Source organism: Aromatoleum evansii, from assembly GCF_012910805.1.
GTDB classification, from domain to species: domain Bacteria; phylum Pseudomonadota; class Gammaproteobacteria; order Burkholderiales; family Rhodocyclaceae; genus Aromatoleum; species Aromatoleum evansii.
Genome location: NZ_WTVK01000008.1, coordinates 73,527 through 90,900, shown reverse-complemented (window position 1 = coordinate 90,900; position 17,374 = coordinate 73,527). Strand labels below are relative to the sequence as shown.

The window sequence follows — 17,374 nt, the reverse complement described above, 5'->3', positions numbered from 1 at the left end:
AGTTCAACCCCCCAAATGACTTCACGCCGCCACCCCGAGATCGGTATTGATGCCGGTCTCGACAACGAAGGGCGAGATGGTTTCGGTGATGATGGACGAGATCATCAGCCAGTTCTTGGCGCGCGTCATGGCGACGTACATCAGGCGGCGTTCCTCCTCGAAATCCGACGCCTTGGGGCTCGGGATCGTGGAGGCTTCGGCGGCAATGATCCACACCTTGTCGAACTCGAGACCCTTGGAACCGTGCATGGTGTGCAACTGCACGCCCTTGGGCTTGCCCTTGGCGTCATTGGAGGCACTCGTGAGCGCATTGACGCGCATCGAGAGGTTGCCCCGCAGCCGGCATAGTGTCTCGCCCGCCGACCGCACGTCGTCGGCCTGCTCCTCCGAGTCCTCAAAGGACGCGAACCAGTCGGCCACCGCGCGGATCACCATGTTGTACCGGCCCGCCTCGACATTGCGCCGCCATGCCGGCACGCGCGAGGCGAAATCAGCGATGATCTTCGCCTCCTCAGGCATGAATTTGTCGTAGTCGATCGTGACGGTGCCGTGACGGAACGCGCCGAAGTCCTGCACCTGGTCATGCAAATGCTTGAGCGCAAGCCGTGCCGCCGCGCCCTTCACGGACATCGAGAGGGCGTGCTCGATCGCCCCGTCAAACCCGGACGTGGAGCTGCTGTCGAGCGAGGCAAGCAGGGCGAGAAGGACATTCTGCGGGGCGCGGGACCAGAAGGATTCCTTCGGCGGTCGGTAGCACTGGATGCCCCATCGTTGCAGGTACTTTTCCACGCGGTCGAGATGTCGCCGGTTGCGACACAGCACCGCCCAGGAGCCGTCGCGGACGGTTTTCGTAAATAGCGGATGCGCGCCCTCGGGCAGTGCCTTGGCATCTTCCTCGATGTGGGCGACGCAGGCCTCGGCCTCGAATTCGCGATTGGCGTGGCGCGACACCCGCACAGCGCCGCCTGGGCCGCGCGCAGCAACGAGCGACTTGTCGATGCGGGCGGAGTTGTTCTGGATCACGAGGTCGGCAGCGCCAAGCACCTCGGCGTGGCAGCGGTAGTTGAGGCCAAGGGTGATGTGTTCGCCCTTGGTGGCGTCCAGAAATTGCTGCATGCCGCCATACCCCAACGCGCCACGCCAGCCGTAGATACTTTGGTCGTCGTCGCCCACGACCGTCACATTGGTGCCCGCCTTGGCGTGCTCGAGCGCCCACTGCAGTTGAATCTCGTCGGTATCCTGAAACTCGTCGATGAGCAGGAACTTGGCGGGGTAGGGCTTGATCTCCCCTGTCCGCATCAGACGCACCGAATCGCGGATCACGTCGTACAGGTCGCACACGCGGTGCTTGGCAAGAAGCTCGGCATAGGCGCGGTACAGATCGCTTTCCTGTGCCGCGTTGGTGCCAAGCGACCCCTTCGCTTTCTCGATGATGCCGGTGGCTTCGTCCCAAGCCATGCCGGGGGCAGCAAGGGCCATCGCGCGCTTGACGAACATGATCTGCTCGCCGGGGCCTGCGACTTTGCCCAAGCGGTTGTGATTGCGTAGCTGCCGGATGCACAGGGAATGGAAGGTGCCGATGCGGCATGCGGCGTTAAACAGGGTTTCGCCGATTTCCTCAGTGACGCGATGCGTCAGTTCGCCTGCGGATTCGCGGGTGAAGGTCACCGCCACGATCCGGCTACGTTGGTGGCGCTTGAGGAGGGCGCCGATCTTGGTGGTGATGACGCGGGTTTTGCCCGAGCCGGGACATGCGACGACCAGGCAATGGCCATCGCACTCCACGACTCGGCGTTGCTCCGCGTTGAGCTGCACGGTCAGGCGGCGACCGCTTCGCCTTCCCGCTCGGTGGCCTCTTCCTCGGCTGCGACATCCTCGACGCCCTCGGAGCGGATGCCCTCGGAAGCCGCCGTTTGCGCTTCGGCCTGGGACAGCTCGGCTGCGGTGGGGCCGGTGGCCTTATCGCCGCCGGCGGCGTCGGCCGCGGCTGCGGCGCGTTGCGCCTCGCGAACCTTGGTCTGCATGTAGATGCGCATCTTGCGAACCATCGACACGATCTGGCCAAGCTGGTGCTTCATTTCCATCTCGGCGGTGGACTTGGCCTTGTCGGTGATCTCGCCTTCAAGCCACAGGGTATTGACCATGACGAGATACTCGTCAGCCATCTCCAGAACCTTCAGGAATTTGTTCTGCGCCGGGACGATCACGAAGGCGGTGATGTCGCGTTTGTCGGCCAGCGGGTACGAGGCAAGGTCGGTGATCCCCGCTTCCGCAGCAACTGCCTTCATGGCATTGACCTTCTTGCCGCACTCTTCGCCGATCTTGGTGATGCGGTCGTAGATGCTGCGTTCGGCCTCGGAAACGCCTTCGCCTTTGACCAGAATGCGGCCGAAGATCGAGATGAAGTAGACGTTGCGACCAAGCTGGTCGTACTGGCGCGCGAAGTAGTGACGCACCGTCGGCGTCATGAACTTCGGGTTCTTCGTGAGCATTGCGCCCGCGAAGTTGCGCCGCCAGTCCTTCTTGGCTGCGGCCAGCAGATCGTCGGTTTGCGTGGCGTCAGTCATGGTGTCGCTCTCCTTGCACAGAATTTGGAGGCTTCAGCATGGAACAGGTCGCAAAAAAAAGTGCGCAAGCAAAAGGCCGATAAACCGTCGTTTAACCGCAGCGGCAGGGAATAGCGTGGCGAATCAAAATGTCGTATGCGAGGTGTTGACAGTGACAAATCGACAGGCATACCATGCATTCAACCTCGGCATGACGGGGTTCCAGTAGCTGGAACTGGCACCATTTCGAGCCTTTCAAGATGTGGCTGTGACGGCAGCCCACCCCCGAAAAAAGCTGTTCCGTAAAAGCGCGCTGCTCCCCATCGTGAGCGAGTGGCGCGAATCCCGAAAAGGCCGCGCATCATCAGGCGGCTTCTCCATCCGGTTCCACCTAGACCTGATCGATAAGTCGCTTTCTTGCGTCGTGCGATTGTCGCCGACCAAACGCTCCCTTGCGGAGCCTTGCTGCCAGCTATGGCAGCCTTTCACCAAGAGTGCATTGCGCACTCGCCATCGCAGCCCTCGCGCTGCTGTCCCAAGCACAACTCCGTTGTGCGACCTCCTCGAGCATTGCGCTCGAATATTCGACTGAGCATGTCATTAGACCGCCTGCACCCAGACGCATCTGCGTCGTGGATTCGCTCTCCTTGGTGAGATGCGTTTGGTGCGCCGCGCGGCAGCGTGCTTCGTGATCCCTGCGTTCGCTCATCGCGACGCTTCCCGTACGGAAGCGAAAGGGGAAAAAGTGATGCTTCACAACCGTCTTGATCCTGCTCGGCAGGCTTCACCAGGTTTGGAAGCATCCAGCCCCCTGCGCTCGGCGCAGGGGCCGTTTTATCAACCCGCGGGGTTTCACAACCCCGCAGGGGCTTGTGGGACTCCGCAGCATCTCAAGGAGTCCATCATGAAAACCGCGCTTGTCGTTGCAGCCCTCGTCGCCGTGGTGCAAATGGGTCTTGGCGCTCTCGCAGCATCCGAAACCCAGGAGCAGGTGAGCCGTATCACTACGAGCCGCCTCGCCGCAATCGACGCGGCCACCGAGTAAGCAAAACCGTCCCCCCCGCCTTGTGCGGGGGGCCGAATCCGGCACCTTGATCTGATCAGGGTGTCCATCGCGCAATCTCGCGCATGAGATGCTCAGCGAGCATCGACCAAGACCGTCCGCGCCAGAAGCGGGACGGCATTCCCCTCTCAGCAGGGGTTCGCTTGGGCAGGTTGTAAGACCCCGTGTCGTAACACGACACCGAGGGCAGCATGCCTCGTGATCCCTGCGTCCGCTTCGGCGGCTCTTCCAGGATGGAAGTGAAGGGGGCAAGACGGGTGTAGCGGAACCAATCCCGACGCTGCTGGGCAGCGTTCAATCGGTTCGGCAAAGCCGGCCCCCCCAGCGCTAGGCGCGGGGGGGCAATTTTTTATGTGCAACCGGAAAGCGCATTTCCCCTGTCCTGCGCGGACACGGAAAGTGCGTTTCTTCGTGCAATGCGAGCTGGCGCAGCACGATGGCACTTCGCCTCAATCCAGCCTTTCACAAAGCCCGGCCAGCAATGGTCAGGCGTCAATGTTCATCAACCCACGGGGGTCCGCTCCCGTTGGGGGCGTCCTCCCGAAATTCCATGAAGGAGGACGTCATGGGCATTCTCTATGACATCGGTCAATGGCGCGAAGCCAAGCCGATCGAACGGGATGCGACCATTCGCGGCCCGAACAAGCATCAAACCATCATCTGGTCCTTGCACGACAAGCCGGGCGAGGTGGGGGTCATCACCAAGATCGAAGGCGGGCGCTTCCTCGAGTTCCGTGTCGAGAAGGGCAAATCCTTCGGGACGGTCCAAGGTCAGGTGAAGCGGCGTTACACCCTTGAGCGCCGCAAGGGGGGGCAGTGATGGCCTTCCTTGTCGAAAACCTGCCCGAACGGGTGCGCCACGCGACGCTGGAATTAGGTCTCGTGACGAGCGACAAGGATCGGGTGCCTCGGCGCCTGGCCGAGTTGCTCACGCTCCCCCTGTTCGACATGGACGGTTCGCCCAATCACGAGACGGCCATCCTCACCGATGCGGCGCCTCCCGTGATCGAAGCGGTCGACTTCGCTCAACTCGAACACGCCGAAGCCCCTGAGAAGCCCGAATGGACGATGGAGGGCATCCTCCAACTTCATTCGGTGCTGCTTGAAGAGTCGCTGCGCGCCCTCGCGGCCCGTGGCAACGGCGAGCAGAAGCGTGAAATTCTGGAGTGGATCTTCGATCCCGATCTGGTCGGGACGGTGGTCCGCAACGGACATGAGGTGCCGGTCTACACCTGGCAGGTGCCTTGGACCTTCACCTTCTGCTGCAAGCTCGAAGGTATGGATCCCGCGAACATCCGGGATCACGTTCTGCGCCGCATGCCTGCGGCCGCACGGAAATTCTTTCATTAATCCCACGGGGGTCTCGCGCCCCGGTGGGGTGCGGACTCCCTCAATTCACTGGAGCAAACCATGAATCACGAGGACGTTCGCAATCTGTGCGCGCAGCAAGGCATCGTTGCATTACCGGAAGGGGCTGCCCCTTACGTGCCCCAGGAAAATCCCGGTTATGTGTTCCGCAAGGAGCTCGTGAGCGAGATGATCGTCTTCTGGCTCTCGGGCGAGAAGGCGATGAAACTCACCGGCCCGGCGGGCTGCGGCAAGACGTCGCTGGTCGAGCAGTTCCACGCGGCGCTGCGCTACCCGCTGCTGATGCCGAACACCAACTCGCGTACCGAAGCCGATGACCTCATCGGTAAGGTGACGGCGGGTGCGGCTGGTTGGGGCTACGTCCCGGGGCCGCTGCACATCGCGGCGGAGAACGCGTGCTCGATCTTCATCGACGAGTACAACGTGATGTCGGCCGGGGCCATTACGTCGCTCAACCGGGCGGCCGAAGGCAACTCGATCGATATTCCCGAGACGGGGGAGCGCATCATCTTCCAACCGGGGTTCAGGCTGTTCGCAGCCGCCAACCCCAACGACAAGGCGCTGGGCTTTTTCGGGCGCAACCCGGAGGATGCTTCCAACCGGGAGCGCTTCTGGACCGTGGAGTTCGGGTATCCGGACGCCTCCGATGAGCAGCCGCTCATCGAGAAGGAGTTGCAGGCGGTCTTCGACGACGACACGGCAGCAACATTCGCCGCGTCGATGCTCGAGGTGGCCGGTCGGGTTCGTCGGCAGTACATGGGCGAAAACGATGGCGCCGACGCACTGGAAGTCACCATGAGCACGCGCACCTTGGTGCGTTGGGCGAAGGCGACCGCAACATTCGCCAGTGTGATCGGGCAGGGGGCCGGAAAGAATCCCTTCCGCATGGGGCTAGAGCGCGCGCTCACCAACGCATCGCCGCGTGAGTCGCGTGAGGCTATCCACGAGATCCTCGCCGATGTCATGAAGTGAGCGGAGGTGAGTCATGGCGACCTTCCGCATGCGGGTCTTCCGTTACACCGACGGGAGCTCGGACAAGGTGTGGGCGATCTGCCGGGACAACTCGCGGGTGCTGGTCTTCTACGGCAAGTATTCGCAGAGAGTCCTCAACGGTGGCCCCATCAAGGCCAAGGCGCGGGATCTCGATGAAGAGGTGTCGCGCCGGATCTCGGAGCAGTTGGTGCAAGGCTATGACGAGGAGGGCGAGTACGACGTCGAGGACAAGAAGATTGTCTGGACGCCGCACTCCTCCGCTCAACCAGCCAACCCCAACCGCTTCGCGCCGACGGCCTACGTTTCGGTGCAGGTGGAGCAAATCGCAGTCGTACGCGATGCGCTTCAGGGCGTGTTCGAGATTCAGGCGCAGGAGGACAGGCTGATCATCGGCCTGCCCAACGGCACTTCCCTCGAATGCCTCTCCAACGTGACGAGCGGGACTCTCGCCGCCTACGTCGACAACGGCGCCTTCGGGCGTCTGGCGGTTCTGGCGGCGGGGGAAGCCCTCCGAAACCCTGTGTTCGATCAGGACGACAAGCAGCGCAGTCGCATGTGGCTGCATGAAAACCCGGAGCAGTTTGCCGACATCCCGAACCTGCGTGAGCTGGCAGCCGATCTTCGGCTGATGGCCCCGCCGGTGAAGGTGAAGGCGGACGCGGTACGCGCCGCGCTCTGGTAATTCCAACACACGATGGGCGGCGTCGCCGCCCGAAGGACGTCTCATGAGTTACGGAAATCAAGGCATTTCCGGCATCGACACCGTAGGCATGGCTCTCGGTGCGACCGTTGGGGCGGTGCTTGTGGGCACGGTGGTCCTGCTCGCATTCACCGCAAAGTGGGCTGTTCATCCGGTTATCCGGTGGGCAAGCAACAAGTGGGGTGAGCAACAAGTCCGCTCGCCGCTGACGGCCCAGCAACTGGCTCCTCGGTCCGCCGCAGAGCCAGTCACAATGCCCGAGCAAGGCCTGGGGCCCGCCAACCGCATCCAGACGATGGATCTGCGAAATGGTGGCGCCATCCTCCATATCCGCTACTTCGGCGACGAGGTACGCGCGCATGTGGTGATGCGGGAGTCGGCGCTGGTTGCACAGCACGGCAAACGCATCGACCTGCCCCCTGCCACGTTGGCTGGGTCGAGCATCAAGGCAGTCGAGGCGCAGTTCGCGGCACTCGCGCAGCAACTCGTGGAATCGGCTGCAGATGCGCAGCAAATACCACAGGAAGGGGCTATTTCAAGCACTGGAATCGGCAACGAGTCCGTGCAAGATAGTCCTGCAACACCGGCCGAGCAGAGTAGCGCCGAACCGGAGCTTCCGAAAGTGGCTCCGCGCAAGGCTTCGCCGATGCGAGTGCCGAAAGGTGGGTTGGTGAGCTATCGCGGCGTGCTTCGGCGCGCGGGGATGGAGCGCCGAACGGGAGTACCAAATCCGTACGACTGCTACTGCGTGACGATCGCCGACGAGGCGCTCGGACACGATCAACAGTTGTGGGGCACCGACCTGGAGCGAGCAGTCGAAGAATCCGGGGCGGAAATCGGGGATGCCGTGCGTGTCGCGCTGGTTGGCGAAACACCCGTGCATCACAGGGGACGGACTACTCACAAGAAAATCTGGTCCGTTCAGAAATTAGCTGCGTAAGCAGAAGGAGCTACAACAATGGCATCGCTCAACAAGGTCATCCTGATCGGCAATTGCGGCAAAGATCCCGAGGTGCGCTACGCACCGAGCGGCGACGCAATCGCTACCATCACGCTGGCTACCACGGAAACGTGGAAAGACAAGCAAAGCGGCGAAAAGCGCGAACAGACCGAATGGCACCGCGTTGTGTTCTTCGGGCGGCTCGCGGAAATCGTCGGGCAGTACGTCAAGAAGGGTTCGCAACTGTACGTCGAAGGACGTCTGCAGACCCGCAAGTGGCAGGACAAGGACGGGCAGGACCGCTACACGACCGAGATCCGCGCCGACGAGATGAAAATGCTCGGCGTCCGGAATGCAGGTCAGGATGGCGATCAGTCGCCTCAGCAGCGGCCGCAGCAGTCGGCACCGCATCAACGCCAGCAGCCGGCACCGCAGCAACGCCAGCAGCCGGCACCTGCCGGTGGCGGGGGTGGTGGTTTCGGCGATTTCGACGATGACGACATCCCGTTCACGACCATGCAACTTGAATATGACCCACTGTTCAAAAAGCACCGCAAGGCGCTGCCCAACTAAGTCGTAATTGACCAGCCCGCAGGGTTCCATGCCCTGCGGGGGCATGGGCTCCTGCATCACCCGGAGGAACATGCAAAATGGCAACGACGATTGAAAGCGCGGAAGAACTAGCGAGCGCCATCAAGGCGGCGCAGGTCGATACCGGCGCGTTCTACCACCCCTTCACCTCGCTCCGCGCGGAGCAGGTGGAAGTGGGCTGGGATGGTGCGAACTTCGTGCTGCGCACCGAGGAAGGGCCGCGGGCGTATGGCGAGGAAGTGATCGCCGGCATCCTGCCGCTCATCACGGTTCACTGAGCGAGGGTGCGATCATGGTCACGATGAAGGATGTGACATCCTCGAACGTCGCACAGATCGGCTACGACTCCACGGCAATGCAGTTGTTCGTGCGATTTCGTAGCGGCGCGCTGTACCGTTACGACGGTGTGGTGTTGTCGGCCTGGGTCGCCTTCAAGTCAGCCTCAAGCATCGGGCAGCACTTGAACAAGACGATCAAGCCGAACTATCCGGCTACGCTAATCGAAGACGGCATTCCGGACTCACCGGTGGCCGCTGCGATGCGGACGGTCAGCAACGTGCTCGCGTTCGTGCGCGACGCGTGCCGACGCCCGGCGCTCTTTTGATCCACGAAAGCCCTGTCCGTGTGCGGACAGGGCGCTTTCCCAAGCCACAAAGTGGTTTCGGAAAGCGGGAAATCTGCTATAAACTCAGCATAGTTTCGTGCCGCAGCATTGCGCTCGGCATCCGGTGCGCAAGCACCCGTGCGCCGCAAGGTGCGTGTAGGGTACGTCAAACCCGGCCACAAAAAGGCAGCCCTGCTGCCGCTTGAGCGACCGCTGTCGCAAGAGCAAACCGCCTCCCTGGCGGCGGACACCCCTCCAATGGTGCTTCATTGAGGCCTCATTGGCGGGGTGTCCCCGGTTCCATCCAAGGAGAGCGAAAATGTTTGCAAATCTCAATCAGGTCACCGCTATCTACGATCGTCTCGTTTCCGCCTACGGGCTGAATGAGGGAGCGGCTATTCACAAGGCACTGGTGTCGGGCGAAATCACGCCCGAAATCCGTCGCAAAGTGCGTGCCGTGGCCACCACGATCAATACGTCGGTGACGCTTCACTGACAAATGCCCCGCGCTCGGCCGAAAGGCGGTCGCGGGGCGCTTCGCTCGTGTCAGGGCTCTTGTTCTTGTCTGCTCAGGACAACGACAAGAACCTTGTTTTGCGTCGCACGCTTGGGAAGCATGCGCAAACCGTAGCTGGGATACACGGATCGCTTCGGCGATGAATCCAGCCTTTCAACAACCCGTCGCGGGAGCATCAGCCCGCTTCGGGGTCTGAACTGCTCCTGGTCGGGTATTCATTTTTTTCACTCAGCCCTTCTCGGGGCCCACCCAAGCGCGTGCGGCCTCCTATGGGGGGATTTCGCTCCGCTTCGGTGGGCCCCGCGTCGGGCAATACCAGGAGAGCGAATCATGGGCAACATCCATCAACTACCGGCGATTTTCGAGTCGCAGCCGATCAGCATCGAAGTGTTGATCGAAAAGTACGCCAAGGGCAACGAACGCACGACCGACGATGTTCGTCGCCGTGTTGCCGTCGCCCTTGCCGCCAACGAGCCCAGCCCGCAGCATTGGGCGGAGGTTTTCATGGAGGCGATGCAAAACGGGTTCATCCCCGCTGGACGCATCAACTCCGCGGCGGGCACCGGCCTTGCGGCAACGCTCATCAACTGCTTCGTGCAGCCGGTGGGCGATTCGGTGTCCGGTGACGATGAGGACGCCCCCGGCATCTACACCGCGCTTGCACAGGCGGCCGAGACGATGCGCCGGGGCGGGGGAGTCGGGTATGACTTCTCCAGGATCCGCCCGGCGGGTGCGCTCGTCAAAGGGACAGCGAGTCGTGCAAGCGGCCCCCTGTCGTACATGCGCGTGTTCGACCGTTCGTGCGAAACCGTGGAGTCGGCCGGCGCGCGCCGTGGCGCCCAGATGGGCATGCTGCGTTGCGACCACCCCGACATCGAAGCCTTCATCCATGCCAAGGACGGGGGCGACCTCGCCAACTTCAATCTTTCCGTGTCCGTGACGGACGCCTTTATGCAGGCAGTCGAAGCGGGCGGGACGTGGGAATTGGTGCACGCTGCTGAACCTGCCGCGGATCTGCGTGCGGCCGGTGCGTATCAGCGTGAGGATGGGAAGTGGGTCTATCGCACGGTCGAGGCGCGCACGCTCTTCGATCTCATCATGCGTTCGACCTACGACCACGCGGAGCCGGGCATCATCTTCATGGACCGGGCCAATCAGTTGAACAACCTCGGGTACGTGGAAATCTTCGAGGCCACCAATCCGTGTGCCGAGCAGTTCCTCCCTCCATACGGCTGCTGCGACTTGGGGGCAATCAACCTCACGCCGTTCGTGGACCGTCCGTTCGCGAGGGACGCGCGTTTCAACTTCGCGCGTTTCCGCGCGGTCATCCCGCCGGCGGTGCGCATGCTGGACAATGTGCTGGATTTGACGCAATGGCCTTTGCCGGAGCAGAAAGGGGAAGCACAGACAAAGCGCCGCATCGGTCTTGGCTTCACGGGACTTGGTAGCGCGCTGATGATGTTGGGCATCGGTTACGAAACGGTCGAGGCTCGCCAACTGGCGGCCAAGATCGCGGAAGTGATGCGCGACACCGCCTACGAGGCTTCGGTCGAGCTCGCCATCGAGCGGGGGGCGTTCCCTCTGTTCGATGCCGCGGAGTATTTGGCCGCCCCGCACTTCGCGTCGACCCTGCCCAAGCAGTTGCAGGCGCGGATTCGCAAGCACGGCATTCGCAACTCGCATCTGCTGTCGATCGCGCCCACGGGTACGATCTCGCTCGCCTTCGCCGACAATGCCTCCAACGGCATCGAGCCGCCCTTCGCCTGGTCGTACCAGCGGAGAAAGCGGATGGCGGACGGCTCGCACCAGGTGTACGACGTCGAGGATCATGCCTACCGGCTCTACCGTCATCTCGGCGGAAACCCGGAAGACCTCAAGGCGCGCTTCAAGACGGCGCTCGAGATCAGCGCGCAGGATCATCTGCGCATGGTCGAGGCGGTTGCCCCGTACATCGACGCCGCCGTTTCCAAGACGGTCAACGTCGCAGAAGATTATCCGTTCGCAGACTTCGCGTCGCTCTACATGGACGCGTGGAAAGCTGGTCTGAAAGGGCTGGCCACCTATCGCCCGAACTCGGTCACGGGTGCGGTGCTTACGGTGTCCGCAACGGACAAGAAGAATGAGCCGACGCTCCCGAACGATCTGGTCGCTGACCCTGATCGCCGGGTGACGCTCGACAAAGCCCCTGTTCCGGCGCTCGCAAGTCTGCGCTGGCCCGGTCGCCCCGACATGCCGGATGGCAATCTGGCATGGACCTACCTACTGAAGCACCCGCACGGTTCGTTTGCGGTTTTCGTGGGTGAGGCGGAGGAGGGCGGCAAGGCAATGCCCTTTGAAGTTTGGGTGAACGGGAGCGAGCAGCCGCGTGGCCTCGGTGCGGTCGCCAAGACGCTCTCGATGGATATGCGCTCGGCCGACCGCGGGTGGTTGCGCATGAAGCTCGATTCGCTCGCGAAAGCGAACGATGACATGGGTTTCGAGCTGCCATTGCCGCCGGATGGAACGCCTCGTAGGGTGCCCTCTGTGGTGGCAGCATTCGCCACGGTGGTGCGCTACCGCCTCGACAAGCTCGGCGTGTTCGAGCAAGACGGTGTGTCGCCCATGGTCGATGCACTCATCAGCCGCAAGGAGCCTAAATCAGGACCCGAAGGAACGATGAGTTGGACCGTGGACGTCTGCAATCCTGCTACGGGCGATGATTTCGTCCTCGGCGTTAAAGAACTGCAGATGCCCAATGGGTCGCGTCGGCCGTATTCGATGTGGCTCAGTGGCAACTATCCGCGCGTCCTCGATGGGCTGTCCAAGCTACTGTCGCTCGATATGCGCGTTGTGGACCTTGCCTGGATCGGCGAGAAGTTACGTAAGCTGCTGGACCACCCGGAACCGATGGGCGACTTCATGGCATTCGTCCCGGGCCAGGGCAAGCAAAAGGTGTATCCGTCGACCGTCGCCTACATCGCGCATCTCGTGCTGCATCGGTACGTGCAGTTGGGGCTACTCGATGAGGATGCGCGGCCGCTCGCCGACATGGGAGCGTTTGCGCGGGTCGAAACCCCGGCCTACCGTGCCGTACAGGAGTCCACCGCAGGCATCATCGCGGGCAAGCGTTGCGGGGCATGCGGGGCCGATGCCGTCATTCGTGACGGCGGGGGATGCACGCGATGCACGGCGTGTGGCGAAATCGGCAGCTGCGGTTAAGCCGCCGACGCCAAAAGCTGCGAAGTTGCAGCGACCGCTCTGGTACGGCCCCTTCGCGGGGTTGTACCGGGGCACCTTTTCTCTTCGAGAGATGATGGCGATGACCCTCGACGGGGCTATCGCCATCCTTTTTCGGCGCGCGGCCTGTTGCATGACAGGCAAGTTCGTGGGAGGATTTCGGTAACTTCACGTCCCTTGCGGACGCCAAGCCCGCGGAACTCGTTTCCGCCTTTCACAAAGGGTGCGCCCGCACCCGCCAATCTGTGTTCCCACCTGGGGTATCTCGCCCCGGATGGGCGTGATGCCCCCTTTTCATTTGGAGGCATCATGAGCAACACGACCACTCCCGAAGTCACACTCGGCAACGTCATCGTCTTCTCGCTCGACGCCATCTCCCTGTGGAGCGGCCGCCGGCGACTGAAGCGCGAGGACATCCGTGCGACCGACTCGGAAATACCGCCGAAGGATGTCGCCTCCCTCGGGTCGAAGAAGGTCATCGATCCGGAGGAAATCAGCGACTTCGAGGCACTCAAAAAGGAAGCGCACCGCGAGTGCGCGAAGATCGGTGTGCGATTCCTGGGCGGTTATGCCGTCCCGGAAGGCGAAGCCAGCGGCCTGGCCACGGCACTCGATGACATCGCTGCGCGCTTCACGAAGCGCAAGGCGGACTTCCTGTCGGACTACGACAAGATGGTCAACGACTGGATTGCCGCGCATCCGGGCTGGAGCAGCATGCTCCAGGAGGCCGCGCTCAATCGTCAGGATGTCGATGGCCGCCTGCAGTTCGGCTACTCGGCGTTCCGCGTCAGTACGGCAGCCTCCGACGACAACGCCAACGACCCGCTCGCCAAGGGGTTGAACAGCGAGATCGGCGGGCTGGCAAGCCAGTTGTATGCGGAAATCTCCCAAGCCGCCGGTGTGGTGATGGAAAAGAGTCTTCTCGGACGCGATCGCGTCACGCAGAAGATCCTCAGCCCCGTCCGCACCATCCGCAAGAAGCTCTTCGGCCTGTCGTTCCTCGACAAGCGGGTCACTCCGCTCATCGACACGATCGACCACATCCTCGAGAGGCTGCCCCCCGCGGGGCATATCGAAGGGATGGAGCTCACCGCGCTGCACGGACTCATCTTCATCCTGTCCGACGTGACGCGCATGCAGGAACATGGAGACCTCATCCTGAACGGCAAAACCGTACAGGAAGCCACTGAGGAATCCATCCCCGCCCTCGCCGAACCGGAAGAGGTGGAGGAAGAAGTCGCAGCAGAACCCGCACAGCCCGACACCGCGACCTCCACGGCGCAGGACGATCTGTTCGGCACAGCAGTGACGCAACCCACGGTCCAGACCGACACCTCGCCTATGGCAACTGCCCCGGTTCCGGGCGTCGTGCCTGGCATGGGTGCTGGAATGGCTCACGCCCACTATGCGGTGCGCAAGTTCATGGCACCGCCCCCGGTGCAGCGCCGCGTCTAATTCAGGAGAAAGACCATGAAGGACGCCCTCGCAACGGGGGCGCTCCCGATCTACGCCAAGATGCTCGCAGACGCTTGCGACGTCGAGGTGGTGATCGGGACGCAAACCCGCGCCTACACGAATGGCCGAGTGATCTATCTGCCCCCGCTGCCGGGCGATAACAAGCTCGCCAAGAAGCTCGCCTACGGCATGATCATGCACGAGGCAGGGCATATCGAAGAGACGCAGTTCAGCGCGTTTCAGCAAAACAAGGCTCTGCAAGCAATGGCAGGACGCCTCGAAGACGTGCGGATGGAAGCGAAGCAAATCCGCAAGTTCCCGGGTGGTCGCCGCCGCCTCGCGGAGATGGTCGAGGGTCTGGTGGAGTCGGGGTATTTCAGCCCGGTCCCGCCCGACTGCACGGCCAATCGGGCAATGTCCGCGTACATCCTTTGCCGCTTACGCGCCGATCTCCTCGGTCAGAAAGCGTGCGAGGAGATCGCTCAGATCGCGGAGGCGCGTTGCAAGGAGTTGCTGCCGGAATCGGTACTGACTCGACTGCGTGTGCTGATGTATCGCGTCACCGCCTGCAAAGACACCAACGACACGGTGGTGCTTGCCGGCGAAATCATCAAGATGATGGAGGAAGAAGCAAAAGATCCTCCGCCACCCAGCAACGATCCTGACGCCGGGGATGACTCGACCGATGGCGACGACGACCAGAACGCCGGGGATGACTCGACCGATGGCGGCGACGACCAGAACGCCGGGGATGACTCGACCGATGGCGGCGACGACCAGAACGCCGGGGATGACTCGACCGATGGCGACGACGACCAGAACGCCGGGGATGACTCGACCGATGGCGACGACGACCAGAACGCCGGGGGTGACTCGACCGACGGTGCGTCAGGGAATGGGCATGGTGATTCGGACAAGTTCGATAACCTGCGCAAGATCTTGTCCGGTGAAGACGGTGACGGCATTTCCGACATCGGCGATCTGGTCAAGGATGCCCTCAACGCACAGTCCGATGCGTGCGGCACCACGTCCGTTTCGATGCCGGAACATGCCAAACCGGTCGGCATACCGAGCCAGGCCTCGACGGCTTTGGTCACGGTGCGCGATCACACGCGGGCATTGAAGCGCAAGCTCTACAACCTGCTGGAAGCGGAAGCGGAAAGCACGGTGCAGTATGGGCGGAAAGGGCGACTCTCCTCACGGCGCATCTCACGTGTGGCGGTTGGGGATTCGCGGGTGTTCGAGCGCATCGAAGTCGGGATCACTCTCGATACGGCAGTCATGGTGCTGCTCGACCGCTCGATCTCGATGTCCTCGGGCATCGACAAGGCATCCAAGGTCACCCTGGCCTTGGCGAGCGCGCTCGATGGCCTGCATGGCGTCGAGTCGGCCGCGGCGGCGTTCCCGCACTACGTGCATGGCTCCAGCGACGTCCTGCAGTTGAAGGACTTCGATGAACCCATGCGCGAGGTGGCGGGGCGCTTCCTCAACGTGGGTGTGTGCGGTTGCACGCCGATGGCCGAGGCGCTGATGTGGTGCGGCTACCAGCTCTTGAGTCGCAAGGAGGAGCGCAAGATCCTGTTCGTGGTCACCGACGGTGATCCGGATGTGCTCGAACGTGCCGACTACGTGCTCAAGGCGCTCAGGGACGCAAATGTGGAAACGCTGGCGTTGGGCATTGGTGCCAATACCGCGAAGCTGCCTCAGCTGTTCCCGACGCATCGCATCATCGGCTCCGTCGACGAGATGACTCGCGCGGTTTTCGACATGATGAGCAAGCAGCTTCTGCGCGAAGCGGCATAGCCAAGAGTCGGAGGGAGAACATCCCCTCCGGCGCCTTGTTCGCCGCCTGGAAACAGGCGGCTTTTCCTCGGGGGCGGCAGAGGCCTCCGGCGAAAAGCCGTTCGGCGAACCTCCTTTCTGCCGCAGTCCTTGCGACTGCACCAGACCGCTGACCTTGGTCAGCCTTTCACCAACACCGGCGCATCCCGCGTCTGTGGCTCTCACCGTCCTGAACGGACAAAGCACGTAACCCACTCCGCGGCGGCAGCCCACCCAAGCCCTCCGCATGTCGGAGGTCTTCGGTGGGCTCCGTCGTGGAGTACAACCGAGGAGGAAATTATGAAATTCGGGCCAAGTGCCCGCGAGCTGGCCAACGGCCACTGGCGGGAAATACTCGTCGCTGCTGGAATCGACGAAGACGTACTGGACGGCGAACACCATCCTTGCCCACTCTGCGGCGGAACCGATCGGTTCCGCTTCGATGACAAGGATGGTCGCGGAACGTACTTCTGCAACGGCTGCGGCGCCGGCGACGGCTTCCAGTTGTTGATGAAGTACCAATGCACGAGCAGCTTCGTCGAGGCGGCGCGATTTGTTGAGGGCTATTTCAAGGGGCAATCCACCCCAATTGCTGCACCGGCCAAACCGGTACAGCAAAGCAGCGCTCAAGACGATCGCAAACGCATCGCACGCAAACTGCAGAAGGCGTGGGCCGAGTCTCTGCCCCTAACCGCCGGCGATCCGGTGTATCGCTACCTGACCGAAACCCGCAAATTACCCATCGAGGGCCTGACGAATTGCCTCCGGCTACATCCTGGCATGGGCTACTTCGAGAAGGTGAAAGTGGGAGACGGTAAGGTTGGATACAAGAAGCGTGGGACTCACCCGGTAATGCTCGCCAAGGCCACGGCCCCAACCGCGCAGCCGGTCGGCCTGCATCGCTCATATCTCACGCAAGATGGGAAGAAAGCGCCTTACGCGAAGACCAAGAAGTCGATGAAGGGACTTGGCCTGCACGGCGCCGCTATTCGCTTGTACCCGGTCACGGGCGCTGTGATGGGGGTGGCCGAAGGGATCGAGACCAGCATCGCGGGTCGTGCGCTGACGGGCGTGCCTACGTGGGCAACGATCTCATCCACCATCATGGAGGGATTCGAGCCGCCGGCCGAAGTGAAGTTGTTGGTCATCTTCGTCGACAACGACCATCCGGACGAAAAGGGACGACGCGCGGGGTTTTACGCTGCGCAAGTCCTGAAAGAGCGACTGGAAGCCCGTGGCATCCAGGTCATCCTCGTGGTACCGACCACGGTCGGAACCGACATGGACGATGTATGGCAGGTCCGCACGGCTGCCCTCACGGATCAGTCGCCCCGAGTCAATCTGTATGCAGGTACGGCCTGCATGCGAGCGGCTCAAACAATCGCCGCACGGATTGAACGACAGGGGGTTCGCTCCACCGTTCGCTCCTATGCGCCGACGGACGGCGAAACGCTGCCACACCCGCAACGTCACGCCGCCTGACCGATTGCCGCGACCTTCCCGAGTTTGGGGAGGCGCGGCATTTTTTTTCGGTAACTATCGCCAAACGCAGAAGAAGAA

Annotated in this window: 16 protein-coding genes; 14 read left to right on the top strand and 2 right to left on the bottom strand. The window is 62.3% G+C overall.

Going from position 1 to position 17,374, the window contains the following annotated elements; genetic code table 11:
- Positions 1 to 21 precede the first annotated feature (21 nt).
- On the bottom strand, positions 22 to 1,815 hold the full coding sequence (locus tag GO615_RS05695; RefSeq protein ID WP_169126074.1) for a UvrD-helicase domain-containing protein: 1,794 nt from the start codon (positions 1,813 to 1,815) through the stop codon (positions 22 to 24).
- Positions 1,816 to 1,817: 2 nt separating this feature from the next.
- On the bottom strand, positions 1,818 to 2,567 hold the full coding sequence (locus tag GO615_RS05690; RefSeq protein WP_169126073.1) for a hypothetical protein: 750 nt from the start codon (positions 2,565 to 2,567) through the stop codon (positions 1,818 to 1,820).
- Positions 2,568 to 3,450: 883 nt separating this feature from the next.
- Between GO615_RS05690 and GO615_RS05685 the strand changes: the two genes are divergently transcribed.
- From GO615_RS05685 to GO615_RS05620, 14 genes are all read left to right on the top strand, one after another.
- Positions 3,451 to 3,591 (top strand): hypothetical protein, encoded by a 141-nt coding sequence (locus GO615_RS05685; protein ID WP_169126072.1) that lies wholly within the window; start codon positions 3,451 to 3,453, stop codon positions 3,589 to 3,591.
- Positions 3,592 to 4,159: 568 nt separating this feature from the next.
- On the top strand, positions 4,160 to 4,429 hold the full coding sequence (locus GO615_RS05680) for a hypothetical protein (RefSeq protein ID WP_169126071.1): 270 nt from the start codon (positions 4,160 to 4,162) through the stop codon (positions 4,427 to 4,429).
- A complete protein-coding gene (locus GO615_RS05675; RefSeq protein ID WP_169126070.1) occupies positions 4,429 to 4,959 on the top strand; it encodes a hypothetical protein in 531 nt (176 codons plus the stop codon). The genes GO615_RS05680 and GO615_RS05675 overlap by 1 nt, the downstream gene beginning before the upstream one ends.
- Before the next feature lie 60 nt (positions 4,960 to 5,019).
- On the top strand, positions 5,020 to 5,949 hold the full coding sequence (locus tag GO615_RS05670) for an AAA family ATPase (RefSeq protein WP_169126069.1): 930 nt from the start codon (positions 5,020 to 5,022) through the stop codon (positions 5,947 to 5,949).
- 13 nt (positions 5,950 to 5,962) lie between these two features.
- The gene (locus GO615_RS05665; RefSeq protein ID WP_169126068.1) at positions 5,963 to 6,652 is read left to right on the top strand and encodes a hypothetical protein; all 690 of its coding nucleotides are present in this window, start codon (positions 5,963 to 5,965) and stop codon (positions 6,650 to 6,652) included.
- Between the two features lie 43 nt (positions 6,653 to 6,695).
- Entirely contained in the window at positions 6,696 to 7,610 is a 915-nt protein-coding gene (locus tag GO615_RS05660; protein ID WP_169126067.1) for a hypothetical protein, read from the top strand.
- An 18-nt stretch (positions 7,611 to 7,628) separates the two neighbouring features.
- Complete coding sequence (ssb, locus tag GO615_RS05655) at positions 7,629 to 8,183, top strand: single-stranded DNA-binding protein (protein ID WP_169126066.1); 555 nt, start codon at positions 7,629 to 7,631, stop codon at positions 8,181 to 8,183.
- A gap of 77 nt (positions 8,184 to 8,260) precedes the next feature.
- The gene (locus tag GO615_RS05650) at positions 8,261 to 8,479 is read left to right on the top strand and encodes a hypothetical protein (RefSeq protein WP_169126065.1); all 219 of its coding nucleotides are present in this window, start codon (positions 8,261 to 8,263) and stop codon (positions 8,477 to 8,479) included.
- A gap of 14 nt (positions 8,480 to 8,493) precedes the next feature.
- Positions 8,494 to 8,805, top strand: a complete 312-nt coding sequence (locus GO615_RS05645; protein WP_169126064.1) for a KTSC domain-containing protein — start codon at positions 8,494 to 8,496, stop codon at positions 8,803 to 8,805.
- 319 nt (positions 8,806 to 9,124) lie between these two features.
- Positions 9,125 to 9,301 carry a hypothetical protein gene (locus GO615_RS05640; protein ID WP_169126063.1) on the top strand — a complete coding sequence of 59 codons (177 nt, stop codon included), beginning with the start codon at positions 9,125 to 9,127 and terminating at the stop codon, positions 9,299 to 9,301.
- A gap of 351 nt (positions 9,302 to 9,652) precedes the next feature.
- Positions 9,653 to 12,520 carry an adenosylcobalamin-dependent ribonucleoside-diphosphate reductase gene (locus tag GO615_RS05635; protein ID WP_169126062.1) on the top strand — a complete coding sequence of 956 codons (2,868 nt, stop codon included), beginning with the start codon at positions 9,653 to 9,655 and terminating at the stop codon, positions 12,518 to 12,520.
- A 327-nt stretch (positions 12,521 to 12,847) separates the two neighbouring features.
- Entirely contained in the window at positions 12,848 to 13,993 is a 1,146-nt protein-coding gene (locus GO615_RS05630; RefSeq protein WP_169126061.1) for a DUF3150 domain-containing protein, read from the top strand.
- A 15-nt stretch (positions 13,994 to 14,008) separates the two neighbouring features.
- The gene (locus GO615_RS05625) at positions 14,009 to 15,796 is read left to right on the top strand and encodes a vWA domain-containing protein (protein ID WP_169126060.1); all 1,788 of its coding nucleotides are present in this window, start codon (positions 14,009 to 14,011) and stop codon (positions 15,794 to 15,796) included.
- A 318-nt stretch (positions 15,797 to 16,114) separates the two neighbouring features.
- Complete coding sequence (locus tag GO615_RS05620) at positions 16,115 to 17,296, top strand: DUF7146 domain-containing protein (protein ID WP_169126059.1); 1,182 nt, start codon at positions 16,115 to 16,117, stop codon at positions 17,294 to 17,296.
- The last annotated feature ends 78 nt before the right edge of the window (positions 17,297 to 17,374 follow it).

Coding starts and splice junctions, on each gene's coding strand:
- GO615_RS05620 (WP_169126059.1), top strand. CDS start 16,115: ATGAAATTCGGGCCAAGTGCCCGCGAGCTGGCCAACGGCCACTGGCGG.
- GO615_RS05635 (WP_169126062.1), top strand. CDS start 9,653: ATGGGCAACATCCATCAACTACCGGCGATTTTCGAGTCGCAGCCGATC.
- GO615_RS05640 (WP_169126063.1), top strand. CDS start 9,125: ATGTTTGCAAATCTCAATCAGGTCACCGCTATCTACGATCGTCTCGTT.
- GO615_RS05665 (WP_169126068.1), top strand. CDS start 5,963: ATGGCGACCTTCCGCATGCGGGTCTTCCGTTACACCGACGGGAGCTCG.
- GO615_RS05630 (WP_169126061.1), top strand. CDS start 12,848: ATGAGCAACACGACCACTCCCGAAGTCACACTCGGCAACGTCATCGTC.
- ssb (WP_169126066.1), top strand. CDS start 7,629: ATGGCATCGCTCAACAAGGTCATCCTGATCGGCAATTGCGGCAAAGAT.
- GO615_RS05675 (WP_169126070.1), top strand. CDS start 4,429: ATGGCCTTCCTTGTCGAAAACCTGCCCGAACGGGTGCGCCACGCGACG.
- GO615_RS05680 (WP_169126071.1), top strand. CDS start 4,160: ATGAAGGAGGACGTCATGGGCATTCTCTATGACATCGGTCAATGGCGC.
- GO615_RS05660 (WP_169126067.1), top strand. CDS start 6,696: ATGAGTTACGGAAATCAAGGCATTTCCGGCATCGACACCGTAGGCATG.
- GO615_RS05690 (WP_169126073.1), bottom strand. CDS start 2,567: ATGACTGACGCCACGCAAACCGACGATCTGCTGGCCGCAGCCAAGAAG.
- GO615_RS05650 (WP_169126065.1), top strand. CDS start 8,261: ATGGCAACGACGATTGAAAGCGCGGAAGAACTAGCGAGCGCCATCAAG.
- GO615_RS05625 (WP_169126060.1), top strand. CDS start 14,009: ATGAAGGACGCCCTCGCAACGGGGGCGCTCCCGATCTACGCCAAGATG.
- GO615_RS05670 (WP_169126069.1), top strand. CDS start 5,020: ATGAATCACGAGGACGTTCGCAATCTGTGCGCGCAGCAAGGCATCGTT.
- GO615_RS05685 (WP_169126072.1), top strand. CDS start 3,451: ATGAAAACCGCGCTTGTCGTTGCAGCCCTCGTCGCCGTGGTGCAAATG.
- GO615_RS05645 (WP_169126064.1), top strand. CDS start 8,494: ATGGTCACGATGAAGGATGTGACATCCTCGAACGTCGCACAGATCGGC.